This is a genomic window from uncultured Bacillus sp., from assembly GCF_958411575.1.
Taxonomy (GTDB): Bacteria; Bacillota; Bacilli; order Bacillales; family Bacillaceae; genus Bacillus; species Bacillus spizizenii.
This window is the reverse complement of record NZ_CATYRA010000006.1, coordinates 39332-52725: the sequence shown is the minus strand read 5'-3', so window position 1 is coordinate 52725 and position 13394 is coordinate 39332. Positions and strand designations below refer to the sequence as shown.

The following is a 13394-nucleotide window of genomic DNA, read 5'->3' as shown; positions in this document are numbered from 1 at the left end:
AAATCCCTCTTTATAGAGGGATTTTTTACGTTTCAAACATTACTTTACCAGTCAGCTTTGTGTGATAGCCGTTTAAATGAGACAGATTCGCCTTGTATTCCTCAGAATTCAAGATCTCCTTCACGGCCTTCAGCAGCTGCTCATGTTTTTTCATAACGACAATATCATATTGTTCTTCGATGAGCGGGATAAAATCAACACTGCCCATATGTGCCGCGTGCTGCGCCCCGATTCCCGCGTCAGCCTGTCCGCTTGAGACTTGTGAAGCGACAGCGTAATGATTGGTCACGATTTCGCCGTATCCCTTTACATCAGCCGGATTCACACCAAGCAAGCCAAGCTGCTCATCAAGGAGCACCCTTGCGCCCGAACCTCTTTCTCTGTTGATGATCCGGATATCGGTCCTTTTCAAGTCTTCCCAGCTTTGAATGTTTTTCGGATTTCCTTTTTGAACATACAGTCCTGCTTTGCGGAGAACGACATTGATCAGACAAAACGGTTCACCTGACAAAATCCGTTTTGCATAAGGCGCGTTATATTGCCCTGTTTCCGCATCATACAAATGCAGGCTGACAATGTCACACTTTCCTTGATACATATCAATCAGGCTGTTTAAGCTTCCTTTGTATTTACGGAGCGGCGTCTCCTGAATGGCATTCTCCAAATGCTTACTGAGCAGATCCATCGAAATGTCCTGTCCGCTGATCATGACATTCGGTCTGCCATCCGGCTCCGCCTCCTGCATCTGTTTCGGCACTTCGGCTGCAGCAATAGGCTGAGACATTCTCATATTCGTTTTATATTGCTTTAGGTCTTCTTCGTCCACACGCATCTGCCTTCCGACGCGGTAAGCAGAAATCATGCCTTTTTTAATCAAATCATAAACGGTCAGCTTTGATACCTTCAGCAGACCTGCAACTTCTTCTATCGTATAGGATGAGTTTTCATTCATCATCATCACTCTCCTATTTTATTATACCTTTTCATCGAATGTAAAAAAACCCACACAACCAAACATAATCAGTTATAATTAGTTATAACTAATTATAAGGGGTGCACTCATGTTTAAAAAGTATTCCATTTTAACAGCAGTCTTAACCGCTTTTCTGCTTGCAGCAGGCTGCTCTGCAAACCAGTCTACAACTGACAGCGAGAAAAAAGTAACGTTAACCCTCTCAGCGGCCGCCAGTGCACAGGATGCACTTGAGGAAATCCAGAAGAATTACGAAAAAGAACATCAAAACATTACAATCCAAGATAATTACGGCTCATCCGGCGCCTTGCAAAAACAGATTTCTCAAGGTGCAGGGGCTGATCTGTTCTTCTCAGCTGCTGAGGATAAATTTCAAAAGCTGGTGGATGATGGGGATATCGCCAAAAAAGACAGCACTGATTTAGTCGGCAATGAAATTGTGCTGGTCGTGCCGAAAAACGGTGATTCGCCTGTAACTAGCTTCAGCAATCTGGCTGATTCAGAAAAAATCGCCCTCGGAACGCCGGAATCTGTGCCGGCAGGAGCTTACGGGAAAGAATCACTGACAAAGCTGTCTCTATGGGACAAAGTGAAGGATAAGATCGTTTACGGAAAAGACGTTCGCCAAGTTCTTTCTTATGTTGAAACAGGCAATGTAGACGCAGGCGTTGTTTATAAAACAGACGCTCTGATCTCAAAAAAGGTCAAAATCATTGACGAGGCAAAAGCAGATACACACAGCCCGATTGTCTATCCGTTAGGAATTGTAAAAGATACAAAACACCGTAAGGAAGCGAAGGAATTTTACGAGTACCTGCAATCTGATGAAGCAATGAAAGTATTTGAGAAATATGGTTTTACTGCTGAGTAGCATAAGCGCTTCAGAGTTTTTCACACCTGTTTTGCTTTCCTTTCAGGTGGCGGCAGTTGCCGGAATTGTTGTCATTATTCTCGGAACACTGGCTGGAGCATGGATGTCGCGGGCATCATTTTTCGGAAAAACGGCGCTCGAAACATTTTTTATGCTTCCGCTCGTTCTTCCGCCTACTGTTGTCGGTTTTATCTTGATCGTCATTTTCGGAAAGCACAGTTTCATCGGTCAAGCCATCGAGTGGGTCTTTCAGCAGCCTGTCATTTTCACCTGGTGGGCCGCTGTGATCGCCTCGGCGGTTGTAGCCTTTCCGCTCATGTATCAATCCGCCAAAACCGGATTTGCTGACATTGATCCCGATATACAGGGCGCGGCAAAGCTAGACGGCGCAAGCAGATGGAAGGTATTTATCCATATTTCAGTCCCGCTCGCCTATCCTTCATTGCTGACCGGAAGCATCCTCAGCCTTGCGCGGGCGCTCGGAGAATTTGGTGCAACACTCATGTTTGCAGGGAACATCCCCGGTGTTACGCAAACACTGCCGACGGCCATTTATGTCGCATTAGATTCCGGCAACAATACCCTAGCCTGGGCGTGGGTCGTCTGTATTGTCGTCATTTCCTTTTTGATGCTGTTTTTCATTCAACAGAAAAACACACACTAAAAAAACTCCCCGTGACGGGGAGTTTTTCATTAGAACAGGAGCTCATCGGGATTTGGACCGACACGCTCATCTTTGTTTAACGCGTCAATTTTGTCCATGTCTTCCTGAGACAATTCGAAATCAAAAATATCAGCGTTTTCGATGATACGGTGTTCTTTGATGGATTTTGGAATTGTTACAACTTCATGCTGAAGATCCCAGCGCAAAATGACTTGAGCCACAGATTTATTGTGTTTTTCAGCAATCTGTGCAAGCACTTCGTTATCCAAAAGCTGTCCCTGCATGAGCGGAGACCACGCTTCCAACTGAATGCCTTGCGCTTTGCAGTAATCTCTTAATTCTTTCTGCGTCAAACGAGGGTGAAATTCTACTTGGTTCACCATCGGTTTGATTTCTGCGTCTTTCAGCAGTTCTTCTAAATGATGAACTTGGAAGTTGCTGACACCGATTGCGCGGATTTTGCCGTCTTTATACAGCTTTTCAAGCGCACGCCATGTATCTTTATATTTATCCTTGCCAGGCCAGTGGATCAAATATAGATCTAAGTAATCAAGCTGAAGTCTTTCCAAGCTTTTTTCAAAGGCAGCAAGCGTTGTTTCGTAGCCTTGATCTTCATTCCATACTTTTGATGTAATAAAGAGCTCTTCTCTTGCCACACCGGATTCCTTGATCCCGATGCCAACACCTTCTTCATTTTTGTAGACAGCTGCTGTATCAATGCTGCGGTAGCCGTTTTTAATTGCCGCTTTCACTGATTCAGTCGCTTCACTTCCATTTTCTACTTTAAAAACACCAAGACCGAACCAAGGCATTTCCACTCCGTTATGTAACTTTACAGTATCTTTTAAACTTGTTGGCACTTGAACATCCACCCTTTCACTGAAATGTAAGCGTCTATATTATCTCACATTCCTCTCAGCCGATACCAATAATACGCTTAAGAGCCTCTTTTTGCTTCTTTTTTCACAGCACAGACAAATCCAAACACTATCTTTTTCCTATTTTGACAATATTGAGATTACAGATACATTGAGCAGGGTATGCGTGTAGTGTAACCACATAAAAACAAAGGAGGAAACAAATTGAAACGGATTCATATCCCAATGACACTTGCGCTTGGTGCCGCTTTGACCATTGCCCCTTTGTCTTTTGCTTCTGCTGAAGAAAACCCCGCTCCGAAGATCTCGCAGACAACAACAGCCGGAGCAACTGCGGCTGAGGTCGGTTTAAATGTAAACCTTGATGTGCTTGGCATTGCCAATCAGATTGCCGATGCCATTAAATCCTCACAAAACCGGGATGGATTTGTGAAAAACCTCATGGAGTCTTCCTTCTACGCATCCGGCCAAAAATATAATGTTATGGTATTTAATTTAAGCCAGGAATATGAAGATCACTTGAACGGTGTGCAATTTTACGGCTCAGCCGTTTACGATGGCATTACCTACGGCATTTGGGTATTTGAAGACGGAACCTTTACTAACAAAGGTGATGGCGGCTGGATCAACTGGGCCTTCAGAGGCTGGTTCGACCGGGATGGCAGCACTGTCGAATTCCATCGCCCTTAATATAGAAAAAAGCTGGCGTTAGAGCGCCAGCTTTTTTGCTGCATTTATTCGCCGCCTTCAAGCATCGCGGCTTCCACATCATTAATGTATTGGCGAAGCTCATGGGAGATGTCCCGGGAAATTTCCCGCTCCTCGAAGAGCGTTTGAATTTCATTTCTGATCGCCTGCACAGCCTTCAGCTTCACCTCCAGCTTCTGATTTTCAAAATGAGCGCTTGATTTCAGCTCATGATGGCTGTGCTCCAGCCTGAAAATTAACTGTTTATAAAACGTAATGACAGATAAAAACACTTCTTTATGTTCTTCCGTCTTATGTTTTTCCAAGTGTTCTATCGCTGCTTTTGCCGTTTTCACTCTCGTTGCCCGTATCAATCCCGCTTCATTTAAAATCGACATCTCCGGCTTTTTATGTTCACCAAAGAAAATCCAATACATCAACCGCTTGAGTCTTGTTTTTGATAATCCGACTTTAAATGGGTTGCCATACAAAATTTCTAATTCATTAAACCGTTCTTGCAGCACATTTGCCGTTTCTTCCGGGATGTCTCCCCGCTCCAGCATTTTCACCAGCGCCTCTTGCTCAGCGTTAACTCCTTGTGCACGGACTTTTCGCTCTTGCCTTTTGATCCGATTAGATGATGTATACTGCTGAAAACGAAGATTCTTCATTTTCTCATTGTATTCAGCTATAACCGCAAGAGAGGCTGTTTTGTTTGTATCGTTCATGTCCTCTTTAATCGTTCGGAGAGCTGTTTTAATCAATTTGCGTCTCGCCGTCAGAAGCTTTTCATTTCGTTTCTCGTCCTCTTCTTCTTTTTCAGTCAGAAGCGGCAGGACAACGGTGGCAATGACAAGCGTGCATAAAATGACGCCGGCTGCTAAAAAGAGAATCAAATTTCTTTCCGGGAACGGTGTGCCATCCTCCAGGAAATAAGGAATGGAGAAAGAACCCGCAAGCGTTACAGCTCCGCGCACACCGGAAATCGAGAGTAACAGCGTTGAACGAAGACCCGGTTTATAGATGTTCTGATCCCTATTAAAGAACCATTTGCCATTCCAGAAGAACAGCACCCACAGAAATCTGAGGAGCATTAACGTAAATGTGATCACAAGGATATAGCTGATCACCTTTAAGTTGCTGATTGCGGTGTCGTTAAAGATGACAGAAATGACGTCTGGAATCTGCGTCCCGAGAATAACGAAGACCAGGCCATTCAAAATAAATAAAATAATGTTCCATGTACTTGAGGAGACGATTTGCAGTTTGACCATCGTTGATTCCAGACGATCCTGTTCAACCGCATGGGTAATGCCTCCCGCTACAACGGCTAAAATGCCGGAAACGCCGATTTCTTCCGCTGCCAAATAAATGACAAACGGCGTCAAAATTTGAATCAGCATATGCATCGTAACATCCTGCATACCAAGGCGGCGCAGGAATAAACGGAAGCGGATAATCAAGAAAGAAATAACAACCCCGCACAGCAGTCCCCCGAGAGAAATAAATACAAAGCTGACAGCCGCTTGTGCTAATGAAAATGCACCGGTCACTGCAGCTGCAATCGCAAACTTGAAGGCCACCAGACCTGATGCGTCATTCATCAGCCCTTCCCCTTCAAGCAGTCGAAGAATCCCTTTTGGCATTTTCACTCTTCCTGATAATGCGCTGACAGCGACAACATCGGTCGGTGAAAGAATGGCCGCAAGTCCAAAAGCCGCTGCCAGCGGAATATCAGGAATCATCCAGTGAATCGTGTAGCCTCCTACAATTACAGTCGCAAATACAAGGCCGAGTGCAAGCAATAAAATTGGAGCTCGCAAATTCCAAAGTTCCGCCCGCGGCGTTCTCTTCCCATCATTAAATAGAAGAGGCGCGATAAACAATACAAAAAACAGTTCGGTGCTTAATTCAAAATGAAGCCCCTGTGGAAATGAGGCCGCAAGAATCCCTAGCGCCACCTGAATAAGGGGCACTGGAATAAAAGGAATAAACCGGTTCACGATATTGGATATCGCAATAATCGTTAATAAAACGAGAACAACTAAAAATATGTCCAAATGCATGACCTCCTTCGTCTGTTGTGTTTCGTGCACGATGATTCGATGTCTGATTGTCTATAAGAGGCTGAGGATTGGATGGCCTTGCATCCATTATGTGATTTCACAGGAGTTCTCTCCACACTTGTCTTCTTTTATAGTACCCTTTTTAGGGTATTATTTCTCATGATATGCTCATAGTGAACTTTTTTGCAGCAGAGCAAATTCTAGAAAAAAGAGACAGGGAGCTATACCCTGTCTCTCGTCTTTCTTTATCAATCATGAAAATTTGTGCCGTCAGTTGTTGCTTTAATGATGCCTGCGCGGATAACAAAATCACCGAAGTGCTCGCCTTCCTCGCGTTCTTTCGCATAACGGGAAAGAAGAACGCGCAGCTCGCTTAAAATGTCTTCTTCACCGATGTTTTCACGGTACATTTTACTTAAACGGCTTCCGTCAAATGCGGCGCCAAGATACATATTATATTTGCCCGGGGCCTTTCCGATAAATCCGATCTCACCAAGCGCATGGCGTGCACAGCCGTTCGGGCATCCTGTCATGCGAATGGTGATTTCCTGATCACGAAGGCCGTTTTCGTCAATAATCTCTTCAACCTTATCTAAAAGGGTCGGCAAATAACGTTCTGCTTCAGCCATCGCCAATCCGCAGGTCGGAAGAGCGACGCACGCCATAGAGCTGCGGCGGAGCGCTGAATGTTGCTTGCCGTCAGTGAGTCCGTATCGCTCGATTAACGCACTAATTTCATCTTTTTTATCGCTTGAAACGTTCGCAATAATCAAGTTCTGATTGGAAGTCAGACGAAACTCGCCTGTATGAACCTTCGCGATTTCCCGCAAGCCTGTCATCAGTTTATAATCATCGTAATCCGTTATACGGCCGCCTTCGACAAACAGTGTAAAATGCCATTTATCCTCAATGCCTTCCACCCAGCCGTAACGGTCGCCGTTATGGTCGAAGTGATACGGCTTCGCTTCTTCCAGGCTCCAGCCGAGACGGTTTTCCAATTCTTCTTTTACGGTTTCTAAACCGAGGCGGTCAACCGTGTATTTGAACCGCGCATTTTTGCGGACAGAACGGTTTCCGTAATCACGCTGAATCGTAATCGTTTTTTCAGCAACGTCATACATTCGCTCAGGACGGCAGAACCCAATCACCTTGGCTAATTGCGGATATGTCGCTGTGTCGCCGTGCGTCATTCCCATACCGCCGCCGATCGCCACGTTAAAACCAATCAGTTTGCCATCTTCAACAATCGCAATGAATCCAAGATCTTGTGAAAAGACGTCAATATCATTAGACGGCGGAACTGCAATACCGATTTTAAATTTCCGCGGCAGATAGAGCGGTCCGTACATTGGCTCGACTTCTTCCTCAGGCGTGCCGGCCACTCTTTCCTCATCAAGCCAAATTTCATGATATGCTCTCGTCCGCGGCAGCAGATCATCACTTAATTTTTTAGACCACTCGTATACCTCAGAGTGGATTTCAGACTGATAAGGATTCGATGCGCACATGACGTTGCGGTTTACGTCTCCGCAGGCTGCGATCGTATCCAAAAGAGCTGAGTGGATCGCCTGAATGGTTTTTTTCATGTTCCATTTCAGAATCCCGTGCATTTGGAACGTTTCACGTGTCGTCAGTTTTAATGTGCCGTTCCCGTATTTCTGAGAAAGGTCATCCATGACAAGCCATTGCTCAGGCGTTGAAACGCCTCCTGGCATCCGCACCCGCAGCATAAACTGATATGCAGGCTCAAGCTTTTGCTTTTGGCGTTCATTGCGAAGGTCACGGTCATCCTGCAAATAACTGCCGTGGTGTTTCATCAGGCGGTTGTCATCATCCGGAATTCCGGCACTGATCCGATCCAGCATGACTTCTTTCAGTGTGCCGCGCAAATAATCACTTTCTTTTTTAATGCGTTCGACATCACTTGGAGAGCCGTCCGGTGCTTTTAAGATTTTGGTCACCATGTTGAAAAACTCCTTTCAAGTCAAATCAGTATACATCACGCTGATAGCGTTTCTGCTGCTGCATGTCGGCAAGATAAGTTTCCGCTTCATCGCGGCTCATATTGCCTTCTTTCTCGATAATATCAAGCAATGTGTTATGGACGTCATGCGCCATGTGCTTTTCATCGCCGCAAATGTAAACAGCCGCGCCTTCTTGAAGCCATTCGAACAATTCTGCGCTCTGTTCAAGCATGCGGTGTTGCACATATACTTTTTCTTCCGTATCACGCGAGAACGCCACATCCATTTTTGTCAGCACACCGTCTTTGAGCCAATTTTGCCACTCTGTCTGGTAAAGGAAATCTGTCACAAAGTGCTGATCGCCAAAGAACATCCATGCTTTCCCTTCCGCTCCCGTCTCCTCACGCTCCTGCATAAAGGAACGGAACGGAGCGACGCCCGTCCCAGGGCCGACCATGATAATCGGTGTTTCAGGGTCTTTCGGAAGCTTAAAGTTTTGATTATGCTGGACATAAACCGGCAGTGTATCTCCCGGCTGCAGACGCTCCGCGCATAAAATCGAGCAGACGCCTTTTCGTTCACGGCCGTGTGCATCGTAGCGGACTGCGCCGATCGTTAAATGCACTTCATCCGAATTTGCGGATAAACTGCTCGCAATCGAATAGAGACGGGCCGGCATTTTTCGCAGAATTGAAACAAACTCCTGCGCCGATACACTGAACGGGCCATAATCACGAACGAGATCAAGCAAATCGCGCCCTTCAAGATACGCTTTTACCCGATCCTCATTTCCCGGGGCTAAAAGCTCTCTAAGCTCATCGCTTCCAGACAGCTGGGCTGCCTGTTCAAGAAGCGGTTTTGTGAGAACGGTAATCTCATAGTGAGAAATCAGCGCTTCTTTCAGCGGGCGGACATCACCTTGCTTATTAAGCGTCACAATTTCTTCCGGGTCCCAATTCATTTCCTTAAGCAGCAGCTCGACAAGCTCCGGATCGTTTTCCGGATAGACGCCGAGGCTGTCACCAGGCTCATAAGTCAGGCCAGATCCTTCAAGAGACAGCTCCACATGGCGTGTTTCTTTATTTGATCCGCGGCCGTTCAAATTTAAATTTTCTAACACTTCAGCCCGAAACGGGTTTGTTCTGGAATACGAAGACTCACCGGTTTGAGGCGCTTCTGCCGGCGCAGGCGCGGCACTTCCGCCCTCAGCTTCACTTAAGCCATCAAAAACGCTTTCCAGCCATTCGGCTGCCGGCTCATCATAGTCAAGATCGCAATCAACGCGCGGAGAAATCCGTTTTCCGCCGAGTTCTTCTAAGCGCTGATCAAATTCTTTCCCTGTCTGGCAGAAAAATTCGTACGAGCTATCACCAAGCGCCAAAACAGAAAAACGAAGATCTTCAAGCTTAGGCGCCCGTCTACCATGCAGAAATTCATGAAACGACAGCGCGTTATCTGGCGGATCGCCTTCACCGTGCGTACTGACGACGATCAAAAGATTGTTTACTTTCTTCAGCTGATTCGGCTTAAAATCGCTCATGGATGAGACGGTTACTCGAAAACCGCGCTGCTCAAGCTGCTTGCCGGCATTTTCTGCAAGCCCCTGTGCGTTTCCCGTCTGTGAACCGTAAAGAACGGTCACTTCTTTTGAAACGGCTGGTGCCGCCGCTTCTGCAGAAACAGCAGCCGCCGGCGCCCCCGCTGTTTCTTGGGCGGAAACAGATTGCGCGGATAAATATCCGCTCAGCCAGATTTTCTGAGATTCGGTCAAGGTTGGCAGAAGGCGGTTAAGGAGCTCTGCCTGCTCCTGATTAAACGGACTGTTCATTACCTGAAGTTGCAACGTATCCACCTCACAAAGTTATAAACTGATCGAAAATTGCATCTAATTGAACTTTACCGGAATACTAGGCTTAAGTAAAATAGATTTACATGATGATAACTATTAAGAATCCTAATGATAAAACGGTTATGTTTCATTTAAATAGAAAAAAGAGAAGGATTCCCTTCTCTTCATTCAGCACTCTGATATAAGTGAGGCGGCACAACTGTTACAAACGGACTGGCTTCACCTGTATAAAATACCGTCAGCATATGCATTGCTCGGGTACAGGCAGTATATAACAGCCTGCGGTCGTGCTCTGTATGATAATGTTCTTCTGATGCATCATAGACAAGCACTGCGTCAAACTCAATTCCCTTCGCTAAATACACTGGAATGACACAAACTCCCTTTTGGAATGTTTGATTTTCTTTATGAATCAGACGAACATCTATATATTCGCTCATGTGAGCGTGCGCCTGTATGCATTGCTGCGCAGTCTTGCAAATGACGGCTATCGTTTCGTGCCCTTGCTTCTTAAGCCGGTCAATTTCTTTCGTGAGTTTTTGACAAAGGTCCTCACGTCCTTCGGTTTTGAAAATGAGAGGTATTTCCCCGTTCCTGTTAAAAGGCTCAATATCCGCTCCGTCCTGAAGCATCGCTTTTGTTAACTCGACAATCTGCCTTGTCGATCTGTACGTTCTCTTTAAACGAACATATTCAGCCGGCTCACCTTCAAAGCACGCATCCATACGCTTTACGCCATGTATGGCATGGGCGTAAATGGACTGATTGATATCACCGAGCACCGTCATGCTGGCAGACGGAAAAATGCTTCTCATGTAAGTCATCTGAAACGGTGAATAGTCCTGAGCTTCGTCGATAAAAAGATGTTTGATCTTCGTATTTTTCTTTCTGCCTTCAATCAGATCCTGCATATAAAGAAACGGTGCCGCGTCCTCATAGAGCAATTTATTTTCCGCAAATGCCAATCGGGTCAGCTCTCCTATCATTGCCGTCTCCTCATGCTGAAATTTCCCTCCCCAGCCAGAAAACAATTGCAGATACAACTGTGTAACATCAAGAAATGCAAGGAGTCTGACCGCCTGTTTGAGCGGTTTGAAGGCCTTTTTCACAATGATGGCGGCAAGGAGCTGCTGCTCTCTTTGATAATCGTTAAATGTGCTCTCACTGAACTGTTTCCTTTCCTGCAGTTTTTTGTATACGTCCAAGTAATCCTCTTTGTCGAGCAGCTCAGCTTCCTGAACGACCCAATCCTTACGCCGTTCCTTTTTCTCAAGCTTGTTCAGCTCACTCAGCAGCCACCTCGCCGTTTGCTCCATCCGGTTTGGAATGGACTGGCCTTGATCCAGTGAGTAAAAATAGGATTGAATCTGTTCCTTATTGATCAGTTTTTGTCCGCGGAAGATGATGTTTTTAAAGATCATCCCTTCAGAGGACAGTTGGCTGACGTATTCATCAATGAATTGCTGAAAAGATAAGCCTGCCTTCCATGTGATTGCCGAAAGTCTTGAAGGAAAATCGCCATCCTTTTTTTCGGTCAGGCAATATTCGAGCTGATCAAAGGGGCTTTCACATTGAAACTTGCGGCCAAGCCGATGCTCAATATATTCCTGAAACGTCGCCTGCTCCATATTCTCTTCTCCTAATTCAGGCAAAACAGAGGAGACATAGCTGTTAAATAAGAAGTTAGGAGAAAATAAAACGATTTGTCCGGCATCAATGACGCCGCGGTGCCTGTATAACAAATAAGCGACACGCTGAAGCGCTGCCGATGTTTTTCCGCTCCCGGCCGCTCCCTGTACGATCAGAAATTTGCTTTTTTCATTACGGATAATCTGATTTTGTTCTTTCTGAATCGTGGACACGATGTTTTTCATTTGGGTATCAGACTGATGGCTTAATACCTCTTGCAGCATTTCATCGCCAATCGTCATATCAGTGTTAAACATCGCCTTAAGAGTGCCGTTTTTGATGATAAACTGGCGTTTCAGCACCATTTCCCCTTCTATCGTTTCGCCGGGCACTTCATAATCCGCTTTTCCTGGGGAATAATTGTAGTACATACTTGATATTGGCGCCCTCCAGTCATAGATCAGAAATTGTTCCTCCTTCTCATCCATACAAGAAGCTAAACCGATATAAATTCGCTCTGCCTGCTCCTCGCCGTTTTCAATGAAATCAATCCGGCCGAAATAAGGCGATGCTTTTAATTGATGAATTCGTTTGAGCTGCTGATCCATACGCCGATGATTCCGTTCCCGATCAGACAGTAGCTCTGCCTGCTGCTTAATGCTTGCCATCGTTTCAACCGCTTCATGGGCATCATCAAGATTAACCGTAACATCCTCCCAAAAGCTTTTTCTTAATCCGATAATGTCATGCTTTAACCCGCCTGCAGACGTTTCGAGAAACCGCTCTTTTTTGCCGAGCTCCTGCAGCACCTCATCTATTCTTGACTGCTCTTCCTTCCATTCCTTATCCTGCTGATTCATGAACGGCACCTCCAGAAAATAGTTGACAAACACAGATGAAATACTGTAAAATATAATTGGATACATATAATCAATATATGATTGAAGCTGGCAAATACAATTTATCTTAGCACATTCACCCAATCTCAATCAAGGTTTGGGTTATTTATATGCAAAAAAACCGATTTCAATTTGAAATCGGTTTTTTTGCTGTTAGTTATCTAAACGAAAAGAACGGTTTGGCAGCTTCCAATTAAACATATAAGAACAAACGCGGCAAACTACGAGCACGAAAAACAGAACGTACAAGCCAAATGAGTTTCCCAGCCAGCCCAAGCCGACGATTAAACCGCCGAGAGCCGCCCAGACTGCATAAATTTCTGCTTTCAGCACAAGCGGCTTGCGTCCGGCAAGAAGATCACGGATGATTCCGCCGCCGCTTCCCGTCAGCACCGCAGCGACGATGACGGCACTAAGCGGATGGCCCATTTTGACGGCATACAGTGCGCCTTGGATGGCGAAGGCTGCGAGACCGATCGCATCTGATAAATTGCCCCACTTGTTCCAATGCTTCAGCAGCAGTTTCGGGAACAGAAATACAATCGTAATGGATAAGAGCGCAATTTGAAAGTACGCCCCCTGCTCCCATAATGCTGACACCGGAACACCGATCAGCAAATTGCGGATCGCTCCGCCTCCAAAAGCTGTGACAATCCCTAATATATAAACTCCTAAAATATCATATTCCTCTTCCATCGCAACAATTGCGCCGCTGACTGCAAACGCAATGATGCCAATCACACTGAGCAGCTCCCAAGCCATTCTGATGACTCCCTTTATGTTTGTTAAATTTTCTGACGACCTCTAGATTTTATAATCGCTCAAGCGTAAAATCAATAACATTTTCACGATAAAAAAAGATAAATTTAGAGGGAATACCGCTAATGCTGATGGATATAAGTTTTCGAGATGAG

10 protein-coding genes are annotated in these 13394 nt (G+C 45.5%); 3 read left to right on the top strand and 7 right to left on the bottom strand.

What is annotated here, in order from left to right:
• Positions 1–25: 25 nt before the first annotated feature.
• Positions 26–952: a substrate-binding domain-containing protein gene (locus Q5C82_RS11265; protein WP_003221605.1), complete on the bottom strand. Its 927-nt coding sequence runs from the start codon at positions 950–952 to the stop codon at positions 26–28.
• A gap of 109 nt (positions 953–1061) precedes the next feature.
• Between Q5C82_RS11265 and modA the strand changes: the two genes are divergently transcribed.
• On the top strand, positions 1062–1844 hold the full coding sequence (gene modA / locus Q5C82_RS11260) for a molybdate ABC transporter substrate-binding protein (RefSeq protein ID WP_003221601.1): 783 nt from the start codon (positions 1062–1064) through the stop codon (positions 1842–1844).
• A complete protein-coding gene (gene modB, locus Q5C82_RS11255) occupies positions 1816–2508 on the top strand; it encodes a molybdate ABC transporter permease subunit (RefSeq protein ID WP_136975874.1) in 693 nt (230 codons plus the stop codon). The genes modA and modB overlap by 29 nt, the downstream gene beginning before the upstream one ends.
• A gap of 29 nt (positions 2509–2537) precedes the next feature.
• Here modB and pgoN read toward each other — a convergent pair whose 3' ends face one another.
• Positions 2538–3368, bottom strand: coding sequence for a glyoxal/methylglyoxal reductase (gene pgoN / locus Q5C82_RS11250; protein ID WP_003221597.1), 831 nt, complete (start codon positions 3366–3368; stop codon positions 2538–2540).
• Between the two features lie 222 nt (positions 3369–3590).
• Between pgoN and yvgO the strand changes: the two genes are divergently transcribed.
• A complete protein-coding gene (yvgO, locus tag Q5C82_RS11245; RefSeq protein WP_003221595.1) occupies positions 3591–4076 on the top strand; it encodes a stress response protein YvgO in 486 nt (161 codons plus the stop codon).
• Positions 4077–4120: 44 nt separating this feature from the next.
• Here the strand turns inward: yvgO and Q5C82_RS11240 are convergent, their stop codons facing one another.
• The 5 genes from Q5C82_RS11240 to Q5C82_RS11220 all read right to left on the bottom strand — a co-directional run bounded on the left by Q5C82_RS11240 (position 4121) and on the right by Q5C82_RS11220 (position 13242).
• On the bottom strand, positions 4121–6133 hold the full coding sequence (locus Q5C82_RS11240; protein WP_003221594.1) for a Na+/H+ antiporter: 2013 nt from the start codon (positions 6131–6133) through the stop codon (positions 4121–4123).
• Positions 6134–6387: 254 nt separating this feature from the next.
• Positions 6388–8103, bottom strand: coding sequence for an assimilatory sulfite reductase (NADPH) hemoprotein subunit (cysI, locus tag Q5C82_RS11235; protein WP_003221592.1), 1716 nt, complete (start codon positions 8101–8103; stop codon positions 6388–6390).
• Positions 8104–8128: 25 nt separating this feature from the next.
• A complete protein-coding gene (locus Q5C82_RS11230; RefSeq protein ID WP_003221590.1) occupies positions 8129–9946 on the bottom strand; it encodes an assimilatory sulfite reductase (NADPH) flavoprotein subunit in 1818 nt (605 codons plus the stop codon).
• 170 nt (positions 9947–10116) lie between these two features.
• Entirely contained in the window at positions 10117–12441 is a 2325-nt protein-coding gene (helD, locus tag Q5C82_RS11225) for an RNA polymerase recycling motor HelD (RefSeq protein ID WP_013308051.1), read from the bottom strand.
• Positions 12442–12633: 192 nt separating this feature from the next.
• The gene (locus Q5C82_RS11220; protein ID WP_003219999.1) at positions 12634–13242 is read right to left on the bottom strand and encodes a trimeric intracellular cation channel family protein; all 609 of its coding nucleotides are present in this window, start codon (positions 13240–13242) and stop codon (positions 12634–12636) included.
• Positions 13243–13394: the final 152 nt, after the last annotated feature.